17 protein-coding genes and 1 tRNA gene are annotated in these 19,927 nt (G+C 64.8%); 11 read left to right on the top strand and 7 right to left on the bottom strand.

From position 1 onward, the window contains the following. Entirely contained in the window at positions 1-1,518 is a 1,518-nt protein-coding gene (gene lnt / locus F4Y45_08145) for an apolipoprotein N-acyltransferase (GenBank protein ID MXY24478.1), read from the top strand. A 212-nt stretch (positions 1,519-1,730) separates the two neighbouring features. Next, complete coding sequence (locus tag F4Y45_08150; GenBank protein ID MXY24479.1) at positions 1,731-2,735, top strand: peptide chain release factor 2; 1,005 nt, start codon at positions 1,731-1,733, stop codon at positions 2,733-2,735. A 29-nt stretch (positions 2,736-2,764) separates the two neighbouring features. Here F4Y45_08150 and F4Y45_08155 read toward each other — a convergent pair whose 3' ends face one another. Further along, on the bottom strand, positions 2,765-5,158 hold the full coding sequence (locus F4Y45_08155) for a PBP1A family penicillin-binding protein (protein MXY24480.1): 2,394 nt from the start codon (positions 5,156-5,158) through the stop codon (positions 2,765-2,767). Between the two features lie 89 nt (positions 5,159-5,247). Between F4Y45_08155 and dnaK the strand changes: the two genes are divergently transcribed. The 7 genes from dnaK (at position 5,248) to F4Y45_08190 (ending at position 12,110) form a co-directional block, all read left to right on the top strand. Next, positions 5,248-7,170 (top strand): molecular chaperone DnaK, encoded by a 1,923-nt coding sequence (dnaK, locus tag F4Y45_08160; protein ID MXY24481.1) that lies wholly within the window; start codon positions 5,248-5,250, stop codon positions 7,168-7,170. 39 nt (positions 7,171-7,209) lie between these two features. After that, entirely contained in the window at positions 7,210-8,343 is a 1,134-nt protein-coding gene (locus tag F4Y45_08165) for a J domain-containing protein (GenBank protein ID MXY24482.1), read from the top strand. A gap of 46 nt (positions 8,344-8,389) precedes the next feature. After that, positions 8,390-8,803 carry a helix-turn-helix transcriptional regulator gene (locus F4Y45_08170; protein ID MXY24483.1) on the top strand — a complete coding sequence of 138 codons (414 nt, stop codon included), beginning with the start codon at positions 8,390-8,392 and terminating at the stop codon, positions 8,801-8,803. 41 nt (positions 8,804-8,844) lie between these two features. Continuing rightward, complete coding sequence (locus F4Y45_08175) at positions 8,845-9,723, top strand: AAA domain-containing protein (protein ID MXY24484.1); 879 nt, start codon at positions 8,845-8,847, stop codon at positions 9,721-9,723. Positions 9,724-9,734: 11 nt separating this feature from the next. Further along, positions 9,735-10,892 (top strand): radical SAM family heme chaperone HemW, encoded by a 1,158-nt coding sequence (gene hemW / locus F4Y45_08180; protein ID MXY24485.1) that lies wholly within the window; start codon positions 9,735-9,737, stop codon positions 10,890-10,892. Positions 10,893-11,006: 114 nt separating this feature from the next. Continuing rightward, positions 11,007-11,489 (top strand): hypothetical protein, encoded by a 483-nt coding sequence (locus F4Y45_08185; GenBank protein MXY24486.1) that lies wholly within the window; start codon positions 11,007-11,009, stop codon positions 11,487-11,489. 162 nt (positions 11,490-11,651) lie between these two features. Continuing rightward, positions 11,652-12,110: a hypothetical protein gene (locus F4Y45_08190; protein MXY24487.1), complete on the top strand. Its 459-nt coding sequence runs from the start codon at positions 11,652-11,654 to the stop codon at positions 12,108-12,110. A gap of 71 nt (positions 12,111-12,181) precedes the next feature. On the opposite strand, the gene F4Y45_08195 is transcribed toward F4Y45_08190, so the two are convergent. Both F4Y45_08195 and F4Y45_08200 read right to left on the bottom strand, forming a co-directional pair. Next, on the bottom strand, positions 12,182-13,168 hold the full coding sequence (locus tag F4Y45_08195; GenBank protein ID MXY24488.1) for a hypothetical protein: 987 nt from the start codon (positions 13,166-13,168) through the stop codon (positions 12,182-12,184). Between the two features lie 101 nt (positions 13,169-13,269). Continuing rightward, on the bottom strand, positions 13,270-13,515 hold the full coding sequence (locus tag F4Y45_08200; GenBank protein MXY24489.1) for a hypothetical protein: 246 nt from the start codon (positions 13,513-13,515) through the stop codon (positions 13,270-13,272). A 440-nt stretch (positions 13,516-13,955) separates the two neighbouring features. Between F4Y45_08200 and F4Y45_08205 the strand changes: the two genes are divergently transcribed. Next, complete coding sequence (locus F4Y45_08205) at positions 13,956-14,375, top strand: redoxin domain-containing protein (protein MXY24490.1); 420 nt, start codon at positions 13,956-13,958, stop codon at positions 14,373-14,375. Positions 14,376-14,460: 85 nt separating this feature from the next. Further along, positions 14,461-15,645, top strand: coding sequence for an amidohydrolase (locus F4Y45_08210; GenBank protein ID MXY24491.1), 1,185 nt, complete (start codon positions 14,461-14,463; stop codon positions 15,643-15,645). Here the strand turns inward: F4Y45_08210 and F4Y45_08215 are convergent. From F4Y45_08215 to F4Y45_08230, 4 genes are all read right to left on the bottom strand, one after another. Further along, complete coding sequence (locus tag F4Y45_08215; GenBank protein MXY24492.1) at positions 15,611-17,095, bottom strand: hypothetical protein; 1,485 nt, start codon at positions 17,093-17,095, stop codon at positions 15,611-15,613. The two genes, F4Y45_08210 and F4Y45_08215, sit on opposite strands and share 35 nt — an antisense overlap. Before the next feature lie 67 nt (positions 17,096-17,162). Further along, positions 17,163-17,237: transfer RNA gene (locus F4Y45_08220), tRNA-Gly, on the bottom strand. A 119-nt stretch (positions 17,238-17,356) separates the two neighbouring features. Continuing rightward, entirely contained in the window at positions 17,357-18,721 is a 1,365-nt protein-coding gene (locus F4Y45_08225; protein ID MXY24493.1) for a phosphomannomutase/phosphoglucomutase, read from the bottom strand. 72 nt (positions 18,722-18,793) lie between these two features. Then, positions 18,794-19,858 (bottom strand): NDP-sugar synthase, encoded by a 1,065-nt coding sequence (locus F4Y45_08230; GenBank protein ID MXY24494.1) that lies wholly within the window; start codon positions 19,856-19,858, stop codon positions 18,794-18,796. Positions 19,859-19,927 lie beyond the last annotated feature (69 nt).

Raw genomic sequence — 19,927 nt, forward strand, 5'->3', positions numbered from 1 at the left:
GTGCTGGTTGGTGTAACGTTCGGACCTGCGCTGCTGGCTGCGTTCTCCGGCCTGCTGCTCGTCTTCAGTTTCCCGCATCTCGGCCACGGTACGGTGGCATGGGTGGCGCTGGCGCCGTTGCTCGTGGCGGTTGCGGGCGCCTCGCCGAGGCGGGCGCTGCGACTCGGTCTGCTGACCGGCATCGTCCATTTTGCCGGCACGGTCTACTGGATTCCCGCCGTAGTGGTCCACTTCGGTGGCCTACCGACGCCCGTGGCGTGGGGCGTACATGCGCTTCTGGTTCTGGTTCTTGCGATGTTTCCGGCGCTGTTTGCCGCCGGGTTGGCGAATCTCGTCGCACGCCATGGTCCGCTGGCGCTCTTCCTGGCGCCGGCCGTCTGGGTAACGACCGAATTGGGCCGCATGTACCTCTTCACCGGTTTCCCTTGGGCGCTGGTCGGTTACAGCCAGATGGACATGGTCATGCTTGCCCAGACCGCGAGCATCGCGGGCGTCCTGGGAGTGTCGGCGCTCGTGCTGTTGCTCAACGCGGCGGTGGCGTACCTGTTGGTCGCTGGCACGCGAGCGCGGATCGCTCCCCTCGCGGCCGTCGCACTGGTCTGGGTAGCCGCCGCCGGTTTCGGTGCCTGGCGTCTCGCCGACGGTGCACTGCTGACGGCTGGCGTGCCGCTCCGCGTTGCAGCGCTTCAAGGCAACATCGCGCAGGACGAGAAATGGGATCCGCAGAGCGCCGACGCAATCATCAACACGTATCTCGATCAGACGCGTGAGGCAGTGGAACGTGGCGCCACTCTTGTCGTTTGGCCGGAAGCGGCAACCCCGTATCCTTTCGACCGAGATCCACGCGCCGAGGACATTCGCGCGGCGGCGCGCAGCGGCGGCGCACACCTTCTGATCGGGACTACCGAGGTTTCACGGAACCAAGACGACGAAACGAACTACTACAACGCGGCGTACCTGCTGGATGCCGGCGGCGGAACGGCGGCCATCTACCGTAAACAACACCTAGTGCCGTTCGGCGAGTACGTACCGTTCAGGGACCTGCTTTTCTTCGTCTCACCTCTCGTCGAGACGGTCGGCGCCTTTACCCCGGGCCAGGACGCAACTACGCTGCCGGTGGAGGGACGGCCGATTGGCGCGGCGATCTGCTACGAGATGATCTATCCGGCGCTGGTACGCGAGTTAGTGCTCGCCGGGAGCCAACTGCTCACGACTGTCACGAACGATGCCTGGTACGGGCGCTCAGCCGCGCCGCACCAGCATTTTCAGCAGGCGGCAATGCGGGCGATCGAAGAGGGTCGATTTGTAGTTCGTGCCGCGAACACCGGCATCAGCGGCATTGTCGATCCCTATGGTCGCGTGTTGGTCCGATCAGCCTTGTTCCAGCCCGCCGTGCTGGCCGGCGAGGTCAGGCTGCTCGACGGCCTGACGGTCTATGGACGCATCGGCGATCTGCCGGCGTACGTGTTAGCGTTCACTTCGATCGCGGCTCTGGTCTGGCGCCGGCGCGAGCGTTAGCGGACAGGCACCAACCAGCGGGACGAACCGAACCACTCGTCAGCCGTGGCGAAAGAGTAGCGTGCGCCCCGTCCTCGCGATTACTATCCCATCCAAAGGAGACCCCGTCGTGGCCATCACGTTGGAAGAACAGACTCGCCGATACCAGAACCTCGTCAAGCGGGCGGCAGACCTGCGGAGCTATCTTTGACCCGGATGGGGTCGCAGATGAAATCGCCAGGCTGGAGCGGAGGGCGGGTGCCGCCGATTTCTGGAATGACCAGTCCGCCGCCCAACAAGTGCTGCAACGCCGGCGACGGCTTCAGGAAGATGCCGATCTGGCCACGTTGTTGAACACGCGTGTCGACGATCTGGCCGTCCTGATGGAATGGGCGGAACAGGGCGAAGATGTCGCATCCGATCTCGCCGGGGCCCTGGACGGATTTGCCGCCGAGGTAGAGGCGGGCGAGATCCGGAAGATGCTCGGCGGCGAACACGACCACCGCAACGCCATCGTGTCGTTCCAGCCAGGCGCCGGTGGCGTCGACTCGCAGGATTGGACCGAGATGCTGCTGCGGATGTATCTCCGCTGGGCCGAGAGGCGCGGTTTCACACGGGATGTCATAGAGGCGTCACCGGGGGAGGAGGCGGGACTGAAGAGCGCGACGGTTACCGTCAAGGGCGACTATGTCTACGGATTGCTCCTGGCCGAGGCCGGAGTCCATCGGCTGGTCCGGATCTCACCGTTCGACCAGGCGGCCCGGCGGCACACGTCCTTTGCCTCCGTCCTGGTCTGGCCGGAGCTGCCGGAAGATGTTGACGTAGAAATCGACGAGGGGGACCTCCGCATCGACACCTACCGGTCCAGCGGCGCCGGTGGCCAGCACGTCAATGTCACCGATTCCGCGGTGCGCATCACGCACCTGCCAACCGGGATCGTCGTGTCCTGCCAGAACGAACGATCACAGCATCGGAACCGGGATGCGGCGATGTCGGTGCTGCGCTCGCGGTTGTACGACCTCCGGAGGCAACAACAGCAGGATCGGTTGGAGCAACTGGGTGGAGAGAAGAAGGAGATCGCGTTCGGTAGCCAGATCCGCAGCTATGTGCTACAGCCCTATCGGATGGTCAAGGATCATCGGACAAAGCTGGAAGAAGGGAATGTCGACAAGGTCCTCGACGGAGATCTCGATCCGTTCATCAAGGCGTACCTGATGCAGAAAGCCCAGCCGGGCTAGCAGGCGCGCCGGCGCCAAGCTCTTGGCAGCTAGCGTCGAATGGCAGCGCCCGGCTCGGTGCCGGCGATGAACGCTTCCTGGATGGCGCCGCGCTGCCAGGGAGGGGCGATTGTGCCCGTGTCCGGCATCACCGAATGGAAGACGATGTTCTCGGGCGGAACGAAAGAAGGTCGAGCTTCCTGGCTTGCGACGTAGGCCTCCATGAAGTCGATCCAGATCGGTAGCGCGACGGCGGAAGCCTGCTCGCGATCGCCCAACGTCCGCTTCTCGTCGTAGCCGACCCAAACCCCAAGGGTGATGTCAGGGTCGAAGCCTACGAACCAGGCGTCCGTGTACTCGTCGACCGTCCCGGTCTTTCCGCCAAAGGGCCAATCGAACGCGAACGCAACGCGCCGGCCGGTGCCGCGCCGCACCACCCCCTGCATCAGGTTGGCGATGATGAACGCGGTGTCCTCGCGCAGTGCGTCACGCGATTGCGGCCGCCTTTCTTCGAGAAGATTCCCCTCGCGGTCCAACACCCGTTCCACCAGGAACGGCAACATCCGGCGTCCGGCGTTGGGGAAGACGGAATAGGCGCTCGTCACCTCGAGCAGCGTCGCCTCGGCGGACCCGAGAGCCACCGAAAGGAACGGCGGGATGGGAGAGCTGAAGCCCACACGGCGGGCGAAATCGACGACGGTGTCGGGCCCCACCTCGTTCATCAGCCAGACGGCGGGTATGTTGCGGGAATCCTCGAGGGCGCGGCGTATCGTGATCGGTCCCTCGTACTCGTTGTCGTAGTTGCTCGGCCTGTAGAGCGGCTGATTCGGCCCGGCCTCGAAGCTGACGGGTTCGTCCATCACGATGCTCGACGCGGTCCACCCCTGGTCGATCGCGGCGGCGTAGAGAATCCCCTTGAAGAGCGATCCGACCTGGCGCGCCGCCTGCGTCGCCCGGTTGAACCTGCTGCGCTGGAAGTCATAGCCGCCCACCATGGCGAGTATGTGTCCGGTCCGGTTGTCGATGGCCAGAAGCGACCCTTCGACCACCGGTTCCTGATCCAGAGTTGCCGCGCCGACACCGTTCGTCCCGGCCGGCAACTCGGTGAGGACGACATCCAGGAGATCCCCTGGCGCCGCCACGTCGGCGGGGGTGTCGCGCCGCGTCCAGGCGAACCCGTCGGCGTCGATCGCCAGCGCGTACGGCCCCGCGCGAACTTCGATCGCGTCGGCGGTGGTCCCGGTCACCACGGCCGGAACCATGTCGCCCGCGGCCATCGGGTAGAGCCAGCGCGTATGCCTGAACGCGTCGATGGAGTCGACGGCGTCCTCGCCCTCCAGGATATTCCGGCGCGGGCCGCGATACCCGTGCCGCTTGTCGAGGGCGCGCAGCCCCTCGGAGACGGCCTGATTGGCGGCGCGCTGCAGATCGAGATCCATCGTGGTACGGACGACAAGACCCGCTTCGTAGAGGTCGGTCGCGCCGTAGTTAGCTTCCAGATGCTGGCGGACTTCCTCGAGGAAGTACGGCGCGATGGTGTTTGCTCGCTCTCTGCGAGGCGCAATGACGATGGGCTTGGCCATCTCCGCTTCAGCCTCGGCCGTCGTGATGTAGTCCTCCTCGGCCATTCGCCGGAGTGCGTAATTGCGCCGCCGGGTTGCTGCTTCCATGTTCACCAGCGGGCTCTGCCGCGCGGGTGTCTGGAACAGGCCGGCGATCATGGCGGCCTCTCCGAGTTGGAGATCGCGAACGGACTTGCCGAAGTAGAGCTGTGATGCCGCCTCGACGCCGTCGGCCGCATGTGTCGCCGTGCCGAGAAACATCTGGTTGGCGTAGAGGGCGAGGATCTCGGGCTTCGTATAGCGCTTCTCGAGGTGGAACGTGTAGTAGGCCTCGCGCAGCTTCCGCTGCCAGGTCTTTTCGAGCCCGAGCCGGTCGCCGCCGACGGTAATGTTTCTCGCGACCTGTTGCGTCAGCGTGCTGGCGCCTGCCGCGCGGAGGTCGCCTTCCAGGATGTTGTTGAAGAGCGTGATCAGAATCCGCGGGATGTTCAGGCCGATATGGTTGAAAAACTCACCATCCTCCGCGGCAACGATGGCGTTCCGGAGCACCTCGGGTATGTCGTCGTAACCGAGGATTACGCGGCGCTGTGTTGCGAACTCCCCGATGAGCTCCCCGTTGCGCGCGTGAACCCGCGTGATCGTGCCGGGTGCGTAGTCGTCGAGGGCCGCTATTTCCGGCAGATCGGGCGAGTAGGCGAGGAGGACGCCGGTCGCTAGCCCGAAGAGGGCCACGGCGGCAAACGTCGCGAGAATCACGACGCGGCCGGCACGCCGCCTCGGGTGGGGCACGCCTGATTGTAGCAGGCTCATATGCGGCGCACTAACTGTTAGGCCCATGCAGTGACCGAATTCGCCCGATTGTGCCAATGTTGACATTACCATGCTCAACTTTTATTATTGATAACAACATAGAACTGGGTCGGATTGTGACCGGCCGTGGGTGAACACGGGGAGACGCAGTGAGCACGAACATGAGCAAGATAATCGGCATCGATCTTGGTACGACGAACTCGGTTGTCGCGGTCATCGAGGGAGGTGAGCCGACTGTCATCACCAACGCGGAGGGGCAGCGCGTGACACCGTCGGTCGTTGCCTTCGCGAAGTCGGGCGAGCGGCTGGTCGGTCAGGTGGCGAAACGGCAGGCGGTGACGAATCCGGAAAACACCGTCTTTTCGATCAAGCGTTTCATGGGACGCCGCTTCGGCGAGGTGACCGAGGAAATGACCATGGTCCCTTACGAGGTGGTTCGCGCCCAGAACGGCGACGCGCGCATCAAGGCCGGAGGTAAGGAGCTGTCGCCTCCCGAGTTGTCCGCGATGGTGCTCCAGAAGCTCAGGCAGTCGGCCGAGGAACATCTCGGTCAAAAGGTGAACCGGGCGGTCATCACGGTGCCGGCGTACTTCAACGACGCGCAGCGCCAGGCGACGAAAGATGCTGGCCAGATCGCGGGCCTGGAGGTGCTTCGCATCGTCAACGAGCCGACGGCGGCGGCGCTTGCCTACGGGCTGGACAAGAAGGCGGACGAGACCATCGCCGTCTACGATTTTGGCGGCGGCACGTTCGACATCTCCATTCTGGAGGTGGGTGAGGGAATCGTCGAGGTCAAGTCGACGAACGGCGACACGCACCTGGGCGGTGACAACCTGGATCAGCGGCTTATCGACTGGATTGTCGACGAATTCAGGAGCGACGAAGGCATCGACCTGAGCAAGGACCGTATGGCGTTGCAGCGGCTGAAGGAGGCCTCCGAAAAGGCGAAGATGGAGCTCTCCACCGTGATGGAGACGGAGATCAACCTGCCGTTCATCACCGCAGATCAATCGGGGCCGAAGCACCTGCAGAAGAAGCTGACGCGCGCGAAATTTGAGCAGCTCGTCGATGAACTGTTGCGCCGGACGGTTGAACCCGTCAAGCGCGCCCTGGCCGATGCCAGCCTCGAACCGTCACAGATCGACGAAGTGGTGCTGGTCGGTGGTTCGACGCGCGTGCCGAGGGTGCAGCAAATGGTCAAGGAACTCTTCGGCAAGGAGCCGCACCGCGGAGTCAATCCGGACGAAGTTGTGGCAATCGGAGCGGCGATCCAGGCGGGCGTGCTCGCTGGCGAGGTCAAGGACCTGTTGTTGCTTGACGTGACGCCGCTTTCGCTCGGAATCGAGACGCTGGGTGGCGTCATGACGAAACTGATCGAACGGAACACCACGATCCCGACCAAGAAGAGCGAGGTTTTTTCGACCGCGGCCGACAACCAGCCGAGTGTCGAGGTGCATGTTCTTCAGGGCGAACGGTCGATGGCGATCGACAACCGGACGCTCGGCAAGTTCCATCTCGACGGCATTCCACCGGCACCGCGGGGCATGCCGCAAGTCGAGGTGACGTTCGATATCGACGCGAACGGAATCGTCAACGTCAATGCGAAGGATCTGGGCACCGGCAAGGAGCAGCACATCACGATTACTGCTGAGAGTGGCCTCTCGAAGGACGAAGTCGAGGCCAAGGTCCGTGAAGCGGAATCGCACGCCACCGAGGACAAGACGCGCCGCGAAGCGGTGGAAATGAAGAACCAGGCGGACCAGGCGGTCTACCAGGCAGAGAAGTTGCTCGCCGACGCGGGCGACAAGCTTGGCGCCGATGAGAGGAAGCCGGTGGAGGAAGCGGTTGCGGCACTCAAGTCGGCATCAGAGAGGGACGACGTGTCTGCGATCAAGCCCGCCCTCGACTCGCTCATGGCCGTGATGCAGGGAGTCTCACAGAAGCTCTACGCGCAATCGGCGCAGGAGCAGAAGGACGCCGGTGCGACGAACGGGAAGGAGGACGGCCCCGGCACGCCTCCTGGCGCGAGCGGCGGTGACGACGATGTGATCGACGCCGAGGTGGTGGACGACCAAAAGACGTAGCTCCACGGAGCGCGCCGGATCGCGAGCCGGAGACGGACCATGGCACAGGTGGACTTCTACCTCGTACTTGGGGTGAAGCGGTCGGCAACGGTTGCCGAGTTGCGCCGGGCGTACAAGCGGCTTGCCCGGCGTTACCATCCCGACATTAATCCGGGTGATCGGGAAGCGGCGGCGTTCTACCGGGTGCTTACGGAAGCGTACGAGACACTGCGCGACCCGGACCGCCGGGAAGCGTACGATTTGCGCGGCGCGGACGCCATGGCACACTCGGATGCCGCTGCGCCCGCCACGGTGCAGTTCCGGGGATTCGACTTTTCTCCAGGTGGTCGCGGCGGAAGGCTGTCCGCCACGTTCACCGACCTGTTCGCGGAAGTGCTGCCGCACTCCGGGATTGAACCGGAGGCCCGGGATGGCGCGGGGGGACGGGGGAGCGACCTCTTCGCGGAGATCACGCTGACGTTCGAGGAGGCGATCCGGGGTGTCGAGCGACGACTGACGGTCAGGCGCCTCGACACGTGCGGCGGGTGCGGCGGCACCGGCCGTCGGCGAGGCGCGGAGGCGCGCTGCCCGACCTGTCGAGGGGACGGAACGCTTCAATGGCACCGCGGCCACATGATTTTCTCGACGCGCTGCGGAGACTGTGGCGGCGCCGGGCGTTTGCGGCACCGCGCCTGCGGTTCGTGCGACGGCAGAGGAGTCTCGGAAGTCGACGAGGAGATCACCGTGCAAGTGCCGCCGGGAGTCGACGACGGGACCCGCCTTCGGCTTCGCGCGAAGGGAAACGCCGGATTGCGAGGTGGTGCGTCGGGAGATCTCTACCTCGTGTCTCGTGTGCAGGCACATCCGCACTTTCGTCGCGACGGGACCGACCTCCGGCTCGATCTGCCGATTGCAATTCACGAGGCGGTGCTCGGCGCCGCGATCGAGGTGCCGGTGCTCGATGGCACGGCGATGCTCGAGGTGCCGGCCGGGACAACGTCGGGGCAGCAGTTCCGGATTCGCAACCACGGTGTGTCCGACCCGCAGGGCCAAGGCCGTCGTGGCGATCTGGTGGTCACGGTGAGTGTCGTTCTGCCCGCCGTTTCCGACGAGCGATCGAGAACACTGTTGCGTGAGTTCGGCGAGCTGCACAAGAACGACGTCCGGCAGGGCATGTACCGGAAGACGAGATAGGGCGCGGGAAGCGAACGCCCCGCGGGATTGCTGCGAGGCACCAAGAATGACGGAAAAGCCGACGCGCGAGGGGACGTACATGATCAGCGCCGTAGCGCGACGCTACGACATCCATCCGCAGACGCTTCGAATGTATGAGCGCGAGGGCCTGCTGACGCCGTCGCGGACCGACGGGAACACGCGCCTGTATGGCGAGGAAGACCTTGAACGTCTCGAGACGATCCTTTCCCTCACGCGAGAGCTGGGCGTCAACCTGGCTGGCGTCGAGATCATCCTCAACATGCGCGACAAGATGGACCGGATGCAGCGAGAGGTGAACGAGTTCGTCAACTACGTGAAGCAGGAACTTGCCCGCGGCGTCGGCGATTGGGAGCAGCGTCTCGACACCGCCCTCGTCAAGGTCGATCCCGGCAGCCGCGTCCGGCCCGCCAGTCCTGACGAAGAGCCCCCAAGACGCTAACGGGAAGGGGGGCTGCCGATTGTCCATTATGCTTGTCCCGAATGCCAGCTCCCTGCCCGGATTGCAACGGCACCCGGTGGCGCACCCGCGAGATCGATGGCGTGCGCCGTGCCGAACGATGCGGGTGTTGGCACGATGCGCTGACCCGAGACCTTCTGTCACGAGCGCGTATTCCAACGCGCTACGCGAAATGCGGCTTCGATACGTTCACGAGCTACCCGAACGACAGGCTCTTGAACGCCGTCGCCCGGGCCCGGGCATTTGCCCAGGCGTTCCCGGTAGTAGAGAAGGGACTGCTGTTCATCGGCCCGCCGGGGATCGGCAAGACCCACCTTGCGGTTTCGGCCTTGCGCGTCGTGGTGGAGAAGGGATGCCGCAGCGTCTACTATGACACCCGTTCGTTGCTGGCGGAAATCCGGGCGGCGTTCGACCCGGTTACCCGAGCGTCGCAGTCCGCGATACTGACCGGCGTGATGGAAGCGGACCTGCTCGTGCTGGATGATCTGGGGGCGGAGCGGCCAACAGAATGGGTGGAGGAGACGATGAACCTGATCGTGAACAGCCGCTACAACGAGCGGCGCCCGACGGTGTTCACGACCAACTACGAGGACGTGCCGGAGACTGACAACCTCGATTCGCTCCGTGTGCGCGTCGGCTTTCGCATGCACTCGCGGCTGCGCGAAATGTGCGAGTTTCTTGAGTTCGACGGCCCCGACTACCGCGGATTCGAACACCGCCCGACCTCGGACGACCTGGCGCAAGGCTGGAAGCATCGGCCCCGGCATCGATTGCCGGCCCGCGCCGGCAACGTGGTCAAGGCGCGATCCACCGGGCATGGTGGTCGCCGCAGGAAGCGTGCGGCGGGAGAGAACGAGCAGCTCGACCTCGGTTGGGGCGGAGGCCGCGCCGGGAACGGGTGAAGTGGGCCGGCATGCCTGATCGCACCCGACCCGAAGAGGTCGGGGCAGGTGCGCTCGGCCTCTATCTCCACATTCCTTTCTGCACGTCGATCTGCAACTACTGCAATTTCAACCGCGGTCTGCTCGACAAGGACCTGAAGCGGCACTACGTCGACGTGCTGCGGCGCGAGATCGGCTGCGCCGGAGATCAATCCCCGGTCGACTCCATCTTCTTCGGTGGCGGCACACCCTCGCTACTGGGCGCGGATGAGGTGGCGGCGCTGGTCTCGGCCTGCGGCGAGGCGTTCGACGTCGCGACCGACGCCGAGGTCACGCTTGAAATGAATCCGGAGTCGGCGTCGGAGACGTACGTTGCTGACCTGCTCGCCACTGGTGTCAACCGCATCAGTCTCGGCGTCCAGTCGTTCGATGACCGTGAACTTGCCCGCCTCAGCCGAATGCACGATGCCGACGGCGCACGTGAGGCGGTCGCCGCGATTCGACGCGCGGGGTGCGAGAACCTGAGCCTCGACCTCATGCTTTGGCTGCCTGCGCAGCGACCGGAAGATGTGGCGGCTTCGATCGACACGGCGATAGGGCTGACGCCGGATCATCTGTCGCTCTACCTGCTCGAGCTCTACCCGAACGCGCCGCTGCGCGAGGAGATGGCGCGGGCGAACTGGTCACTGGCGCCGGATGAGGAAGCGGCGACTATGTACCTCGAAGCGCTCGCCCGGACGGATGCGGCGGGCTACGAGCAGTACGAGATATCCAACGTCGCGCGCCCTGGCCACCGTGCACGCCACAACTTGAAGTACTGGCAGGATGGCGCGTGGCTCGGCTTCGGCTGCGGTGCGCATTCTACGCGTGACGGCGCACGGTGGCGGAACGTCTCCGCGATCGCCCGATACGCCGACGCCGTCGAACGGGGCGAGACGGTCATCGAGGAGCACAGAATGCTCTCTCGGGACGAGCGCCTGGGTGATGCTCTGTTTACCGGCCTGCGGCTCACGGAGGGAATCGACCTGATCAGTCTGGGTTGTCGCTACGGCGTCGACGTCGAGGCTCGGTTCGGATGTAGAGTGCGGCCCTACATCGACGCCGGCTTGCTCAGCGAGAACGAGGGCCGGTGGCGTCTGAGTCGACACGGCATGCTGGTTTCGAACGAAGTGCTGGGGGCTTTTGTCTAGTTGCCCCGGTACGGTAAAGTAGGCGGCTCTGCCGGAGAGCAGGGGATTCCGGAAGAGGACTTCGGGACAAGGTTCCAAGGAGGACAGGACATGCGGTGGTATCGCAAACAGTCGATGCGGCGGATTCTGCTGGGCGGCGCGTTCGCGGCGACCCTGGCCGTGGGCGTGGCGTTTGGTGCGCTGCTCACGACGAACGAGGCAGCGGCCCAGCCGTCGGTTACCTTCACCGGCCCGAATGCGGCTCTGATGTTTCATTTCGTGGATCCGGGTGCGCAGGGCGACTACGAAGGCGTGATGCAGAAGTTGAAGGACGCGCTACAGCAGAGCGAGAACACCGAAACGGATCGACAGGCGCAGGCCCGTGGCTGGCGAGTGTTCAAGGCGAACGCCGACTTCACCGGGCAAGGGGCGGTCCCCTATGTGTGGCATATCGATCCCGTGATGAATGGCGCGAATTACGCTGCCGCCACCATCATGAACGAGGTGTTCCCGGCCGACATCGAGGCGCTCTTCAACACCTACAACGGCTCGTTTACGCCCGGCCAGGTCAAGCAGCTTCCGGTCAATCTCGAACTGGTTATCGACTTCGGCAACTAGGCGCCGCACCTGTCGCGGCACCGCCAGTTCGTCCGCCCCGGCGGCTGCGTCGGGCCTGCTGCCGTGTACCCACACCTGATCGGGAGGTGACGCATGTCGTGTGTCGAGAATGGACCCGGTGCTGGCGGCTGGCGTGGGCTGAGACTCGGTGGCGCACTCTCGGTGGCCGTCGGCGTTGGCTTCGTCATTGGTCTCGCCATTCCGTTCGACGGCGAGGCGCAGGACCCGCAGACCTTCGAGGCGCCTGTCGGCCTGGTCATCAACTACATCCGGCCGGCCGGCACGGCTGATTTCGAGTCAATCATGCTGCAGCTGCAGCAGGCGCTCGTCGAGGCTGAAGACGAGGAACGCCGGGCGCAGGGCGAAGGCTGGGCTGTCTACAAGGCTCAGGAAACGGGCCCCAACAACCAGGCGGTCTACCTGTGGTTGCTCGATCCGGCGGTCTCGGGTGGGGATTACTCGGTTCCCCAGATTCTCGCGGAGGCTTTTCCTGCCGACGCCCAACAGCTCTACGAGACCTACAAGGAGTCCTTCGGCGCCGGCCAGATCTGGCTGAACCTCGAACCCCTCGCCACTGGCGACGGCGCGAGTGCTCCCGACGACACCGAGCCGAACCGCTAGGAGCCTGGCGCCGGCGCGCCCGCAAGGACGCGCTAGCGCTGGAAGTGACCGCGCCGCCGGAAATAGAGGCGTCAGCGGCGGAGCGGGCGACCGTCGGCTTCCAGTTGGCGTGCACCCGCCAGGATACCGGTCAGACCGTAGTTTCCTTCGTGACAGGCGTATTCGTAGAGCACGCCATCCAACCGCCGGAGAGGCATCAACACCGTGTACGGCGCCGTGTACACGGTTTCGTCCGTGATCGTGTACTCGTAGGCGAGTGTGTCCGCGTCGATCCGGGTGAACCGCTCGATCAGATGCATGTTCGGCCCGGTGCCGCCGCTCTGGCCACCCTTGAAGTTGGTGGTTTCCACCACCAGGGTGCCGCCTTCCCAGTGGGCGCGGGAGTCCCCGGCGTACTGCTTCAGATCATGTTTCGGCGCTTCGCTGTCGATCGGAATAATGCGGGCGTTGTGAACCATCTCGTTCACGATGACGACGTAGCCGGGCGCCTGCAGGATCTGCACGTTGTTGTTGTACGCGCCTGACCGCATCGGCGGACCGGAGTTGAATCCCATGATGCAGCGGTCGAACAGGCTGCGACTCTCGTGCGAGTCATAGCGATGCTCCTCGAGCCAGACCCGCCGTTCCTGTGCAGCCTGCGCCCCTTCCGGGGTCCGTCGCGGGAGCCGGCCGTCGGGAGGGTCGACAATCAGCGACGTCCGCTTGTCGGACGTGAGTTCAATACCGCGCTCGTACCAGAACTCGTTGTACGACAGGACTCCACCTTCGGCACGGGGCTGGTAGCCAGCCGAGGGGGCGCCCCGTTCGGGGTCGAACAGGTCCCGATTCAGCCGGATCCGCTCCGACGCTTCGAACTGCGCCGCGGTCTCCGGATCCAGGGTTTCCACGTCCTCGAACTGCGACGGCCGCTGGAACGGCGTCAGGGTCCGGAACGTGAAGATGCCGGAGATGTCTGGCTGGCCATCGGGCGTACGCATTTCCGCAGCCGCGTTGTCCTGCGCGGCAACCGGCAGCGGCGCCAGTGCTGCGAATCCCAACACGAGTGCCGAAAGAACCATCCCTCGAGATCGATTGACCATTCCGTATCGCTCCCTAATCGCGCGCGAGTGACTTCCGCGACGGCTTGAGGATAATGCCGAACCCGTAACGGGGCAAGAACTCAAGCCTGTCGGCGCCGCGCGGCCAGTATGCTGAGGCCGACGCCGACCGCAAGACCCAGGATCGCTCCCGTCAGCAGCATGTTGAAGGACGATTGGGCGACCGCCACGAGTACGGGATTCGGCTCATCGAAGGGTCCGGTGGCGCCGCGCACGATTACGGTCGAGAAGGGGAGCTGGCCGACCTCCGGCGCGGATGGCCGAAACAGGAAGCCGAGCAGGGCGCCCACCAGAGTGAGCCCTGCCACGGGGAGACGGGATTCTGTGGACGCCAGCCAGTACAGGCCGAGAATCACTGCCAGCAGGCACAGAAACGTGTAGTGGACCGTGCTGTCCGCCTGGAACGTCGCCATCTGGTATGACGGGAATAGCGCGACGACGAAGAACATCATCACGTGCAGCACGCCCAGCAGGACCCGCTGGAGCAGGTTCGCCGAACTGGAATCAATCATTATGTGTTTGTCCCCCGAGCAAAGAATGCGGTGGCGGTTCGCCGCCTGTCAAGCGGAGATCGTCGTTTGCGGGGCTATGATCGCCTGCGATGATCATCGGCCAAACCGGGATGTCGGCGGCGCCCTTCAACCTACCCGGCAGTGACGGGCGGCAACACAGCCTCCAAGACTACCGGGGTGAATGGCTGTTGCTCGTCATGCATCGCCACCTTCGTTGACTCGCCTGCCGCCGGCACCTGCTGCAGTTGCAGCAGAAGGAACACCTGTTGCGCGAGTTGAGGATCCGTGTCTGCATCGTGACGTTCGAAGGGGAAGCGGCGGCCCGTGCGTACGCGGCAGAAACGGGAACGCCCTGGCCAGTGCTTTCGGACCGCGACAAGGGACTCTACGAAGCGTACGGCATGGGACGGTTGTCGTGGCGCCAGTTGGCCCAACCGTCCGCGATCGCCCTCTATCTTGGCGAAATCCTGAAGGGCAAACTTCCGCAGCAGCCGGAGGCCGATCCGCACCAGGCGGGAGGCGACGTCCTCATCGACCCGGCCGGCATCGTCCGACTGGTTCACGCCAACAGCGGTTCAGCCGACCGGCCTACGGTTCAGCGCCTTCTGAATGCGCGGCGCGCCGCCGAACCGGCACCGCATCGTGAATCGCCGTGACCCGGTGACCGTCCGGTACAATTGAATCAGGGACATGGAAGTCAACAGGGAGACGCAGGACAAACCCGTTGCGACGGCGCAGGTGATGGACCATACAGGCGTCGATCGCATGGTGTCGTTGCGGAGGCAGTTTCACCGGCGGCCGGAATTGGCGTTCGACGAGATAGAAACCGCGCGCACCATCATGCTGGAACTGGATCGTCTCGGCATCCCCTACGACTATGGGGGAGCTGGCGGCGGCGTGGTTGGTCGCCTCGTGGGCAGCGGCCCCGGCCGGCGCATCGCACTCCGCGCGGAAATGGACGCCCTCCCGTGCGAGGAGGAGACCGGACGCCCATTCACCTCCGCCATTCCCGGCCGGATGCACGCTTGCGGACATGATGTCCACATGGCGATGGTGCTCGGTAGCGCGGCGCGACTCGCCGCCGATCCGCCGCCCGGCGAGGTGGTATTCGTCTTCCAGCCGGCCGAGGAACGGGGAAACGGTGCTCGCATCATGGTGGAGGCGGGCGCCCTCGACGGCGTAGATGCGATCTTCGCCGGTCACGTCACGACGGAGTATCCGGTCGGTCGCATCATGGTTTCGGAGGGGACCATCACCGCGCATTCCGACCGCTTCTGCATCGAGGTGCGCGGTGAGAGTGGCCATGGCGCACGGCCGCACGAGGCGGTGGATGCGGTGTTGGTGACCGGATTGCTAATCACGTCAATCCAGTCGCTGGTGTCGCGATACGTCAACCCGGTCTGGCCATCGGTGGTCACGATCGGCCAGGTGCGGGCAGGAACGGCGGCCAACATCATCGCGGGCTACGCGGCCCTGGACGGGATCATTCGCACCACCCGGCCAGACGTGCGCAGGGAGATCATCGAGGGACTCGAGCGGACCGCGTCGGCATTGGGTGAACTGCACCGCGCGCGGATTGACGTGCGGATCGACGAGAGCTGTCCGTCGGTCGTGAACACTCCGGCGGAAACGGCGCTTGCAGTGGATGCGGTAGGAGAGGTGCTGGGGGAGGACGCGGTAGTGGTCGCGGATCACCCCAGCATGGGTGCGGAGGATTTCTCCTGGTTCCTGACAGACACGCCCGGTTGCTACGTCCGCTTTGGCGCGCGGTCGGAGACGGGGGAGTACATACCCCTCCACTCACCTAAGTTCGATGTCGACGAACGGGTCCTGGCGGTGGCCGCCAGGTACTACGAAACGGTCGTGCGTCGCGCCGCTGGCCTATCGTGCGTCACACTTTCAGCAGACGTGGCAGATCTTCCATAACCGCCGCATCAGCCTGCTCCGGCGTGGCGCCCATGGCAATCACGTCGAACTTGCCGAACCGGGCCAGCGGTCCCACGTTGTAGAGGATGAAGCGGCCCCTCCGGGTTGACGGGTCGTACAACTCATCCTCCATCAGTTCCAGCACGTCCCTGAAACATGCTCCCGCCAACCCGGGGAAGGTCACATCCTGCGCCCGGTACGGATCGAAACGCCCCGGCGCGCGCCGGTAGTGCGGTGCGACGCGTTCCACGAGAGCCATAGGCAGACTGGTGCCGCCCCATCGACCGTTGCATTCGGTGAACCGAACCTGATAGTCACCTTCCGGATCGCCCGTGACGAGGTGATCGAACGAACAGCGACCGACGTAGCCCATTTCCTGCAGGGCCAATGCTATCCAGCGCCCAGCCTGCCTGAGCGTGCGGTCTACATCATCCGGCAGCGTGGACGTCCGGCTGCCGACGAACACCTTCCGGTCGCCTGCGAGGATCTGTTCATAGACTCCTTCGCACGTCACGCCGCTCGCCCGGTTGCCGATCCAGAACTGCGTCGACGGCGACACGGTGGCGCTTTCCCACGCGACCGCCAGCACCGTTTCTCCAGGCACCCATTCGGTTCGCACCAGGAACTCCGCAACCAGCCGTTCGATCTCCTCAGATGGTCGGCCGCGAAGCGTCGAGCTGTCGAACACCTGGTTGCCCATCGCCGACGCGCAGCGCGTCCGCTTCAATCCGACAGCAGACCAGGTGGTTGACAGCGCCCCGAGATGCCGGGCCAGACCCGTGGCGTCGTTCGCGGGTCGGGTCTCGGGGATCCAGTCGGGGCCGAGCACCGCTTTCACCACCTCGTTGAAGGTCCCCTTGTCGTTGGCGATCCAGGTGACGGGGGGCGCGGGCCCCAACACCTGCACCGCATTGATGGATGGGGATGTCCGGTGGAGCGCACGAGCCAGTTCCCAACACGGTTCGATCGACATGTACGGATGGACCACCACGTGCTCGCGTGCGCCAATCAAGGAGACGAGCTGATCGAGGGTGGATGCCTCAAGACAGCCGCGCGCAATGGCCAGCTGCTGGCCGGCAGGTGGTTCCACCGGGACACGGGGGTCGTTGGTCAGCCCAAGGCGTGTGGACCAGTAGGCGTCATAGTCGGGGTCAACCGGCGTCACCGTGACATAGCAGGCGGGCGAGACGCACCGGATGCGTGCCCGGTGCTGGTATTCCTCGACCCCGACGATGTCGTTCAGGAAAGGAATCGCGGAGAAATCATCCAGGCAGATCAGAAAGCGGTCTTCGCCTTGCGGCGGCCGGAACCGGCGATTCTCATAGGGTTTAACGCGGCGCGCCAGATCGAGCCCTTCCGCAATCGGTTGGACCGCCTTCCGAACGCACGCGCGGGCGTCCTCGTAGCTTGTCCAGGGAGGCAGGCGCTGGCCGCCCGCGAGCCTGCTCACGCGTGGCACGCCGGCGAAGCACGCCGGTGTCCCTTGACGCGCGTGCGGTCTGCCGCAGATGAGGAATTGGAGCGGGAGACGGGGGTCGAACCCGCGACCTTCAGCTTGGGAAGCTGACACTCTACCACTGAGTTACTCCCGCTCCTCACACGAAGCCAACTCCAGCCGTGAGGGGCCATTCTAGCAGTCCGTGGTAAGACCGCCGCTACATTCGAGCGGCGAGGCAGGCGCCCAGGCCTGCCCTGACGGGCGCACAGGCCCCTACTGGCCGCGGAGCCAGGCGATAATCTCGTCGCGCCGGCTCACCATCTCGGTTTCGGTGGTAGCTTCAAGGTTGAGCCGCAGCAGCGGCTCGGTATTCGACGGCCGCACGTTGAAGCGCCACGTGTCGTAGTCCACCGAAACGCCGTCCAGCCGCGATATGCGGCCATCCTGGTACCGTTCGGCCAAGCGGCTGATCGTCGTGTCGACCGCCGCCATGTCGGGCATCTCGGTGTTTATCTCGCCAGAAAGGAAGTACTTCGCCCTGAGGGGCGCGAGCAGTTCACTCAGGCTCTCGTTGCGCACCGACATCAGTTCGAGCAGCAACAGGGCCGGGATGAGTCCGTTGTCGGCGAAGAAGTTGTCGCGAAAGTAGTAGTGGCCGGTTACTTCGCCGCCGAACAAAGCGCCCTCTTCGCGCATGCGTTTCTTGAAGAAAGCATGGCCCACGCGGTTGATCAGCGCAGTGCCGCCGAACCGGGCGACCGTGTCGGGCACTGCCAGGCTGGCCCGGACGTCGTAGACGACCTTCGCCCCCCGGGTCTTCCGGAGAAACGCCTCGGCCAGAAGCGCCGTGATGAAATCACCCGGCACGAATTCGCCGTCGCCGTCGACGAAGAAGCAGCGATCGGCGTCACCGTCCCAGGCAATGCCGGCATCCGGGCCTTCCGCCAGCACCTGCTCCACGAGGTCACGCCGGTTCTCCTCGATGAGAGGGTTGGCTTCATGGTGCGGGAAGGTGCCATCGACGTCGAAGCAAATCCGTGTCGTCCTGCAGGGCAGCCGCGCGAACAGAGGTGGCGCCATCAGTCCCGCCATGCCGCTTCCGGCGTCGAGTACCAGATTGAACGGCTTGACGGCGGCGGGGTCAATGAACGTCAGCACGTGATCCACGTAGTCGTCGAGCAGTGACGCCTGGGTCCGGGTTCCCGGGGCGCCAGCCGGTGCGGGAATCGTCCGGCGCACGACCATGTCGCGGATCTCGCCGATCCCGGCGTCGCCGCTGAGCGGAAGCGCCTGAGCGCGCACGAGCTTCATCCCGATGTATTCCTTCGGGTTGTGCGAAGCAGTGATCTGGGCGCCGCCGTCGAAGTCATCGCGTGCGACGCCGTAGTAGAGCATGTCGGTCCCGACCAGGCCGAAGTCGGTGACGCTAGCACCCTGCGCGAGGGCTCCCTCAATGAACGCACCGGCGATCTCGGGCGCCGCGACTCGCATATCTCGGCCGACAGCGATGCGACGGGCGCCGAGGTAGTCCACGAAGGCGCGGCCGATCTGACGGGCGAGGTCTACGTCGATCTGGCGCGGGTGGATCCCGCGTATGTCGTACGCCTTGAAGATTGACGCGTCTATCGCTGCCGGCATCCGGTCAAGGTCGAATCAGTCGTACGGCCGGGCTTGCCGCGTGGAGCCCGCGAGCTCGCCCAACAGGTTCGTTCAGGCATGAGTATAGGAGGTGACGGTCGTGCTGTCGCCCAACACGGTACCGGGACCCAGTGTCGCATGGTTGCCAATGATGCAGTCACGCCCGGCGATGGCGCCTCGAAGCACGGCGCCGATGCCGATGGTGCTGCCGGGCCACACGATTGAGTCGCGCAGCTCCGCTTCGGGCTTGACGAGCACGTCCTCGCCAATGACGGCGTAAGGGCCTACTTCGGCCCCGGCACGGATGGTCGCGCCGGGCCCGACGTAACACGGGCCGTTCAGGTTCGCGCCCGGATCGACGGTCGCGCCGTCGGCCACCGTCGGCTCGCCAGTGCTAGCCGGACGGTCGCACAGGCAGGCCGAATGGCACAATCCATCCAGAATGTCGCGGTGCGCCGCCAGATAAGCCTCCGGCGTCCCGATATCGCGCCAGTAGCATTCCTCGATGTACGCGGCGACCGTCTCACCGCGTTCGATCAGTGCGGGGAAATAGCCACGTTCGATCGAGTGTTTCTCGTTCGCCGGGATCAGGTCGAAGGTGTCGGGTTCAAGAAGGTAGACGCCAGCGTTTATCGTCCGGCAGGTTACCTCCGACGGATCGGGCTTCTCGACGAAGCGGGTGATCCGCCCCTCCGGGTCGGTCTCAACCAGGCCATAACGTGTTGGATCCTCAACCGGCTTGAGGAAAATCGTTGCGTGCGCGTCGAGTGCCCGGTGCCGCTGAAGCATGGCGTTGAGATCGATATCGGTGAGGACGTCACCGTTGAAGACGAACGTCGTGCCATCAAGATGCGACTCGGCGAATTTCACGGCGCCGCCCGTGCCGCGGGGTTCGGGCTCGACGAGGTAGCGGACCGGCAGGCCTGCGTCGCCGCCGCCCCGTACGGTCGCCTCAATCCGGTCCGGCCGGTAGTTGAGGCTCAGGATCACTTCGTCGACGGCGGGGACACGCCGGAGAAGGTCTATCTGGTGATAAAGGAAGGGTCGATCAAACAGAGGCACGATCGGCTTGGGCGTGGAGAGGGTCAGGGGTCTCAACCGTGTTCCGAAGCCGCCGGCAAGGAGAATCGCCTTCATCGAATCCCAGGATCATACCCACACGTTGAGACGGGCGGTTGCCGGCAGAGGCGACCGGACCCCTCGGAA

The organism is Acidobacteriota bacterium (assembly GCA_009838525.1).
Classification (GTDB): domain Bacteria; phylum Acidobacteriota; class Vicinamibacteria; order Vicinamibacterales; family UBA8438; genus VXRJ01.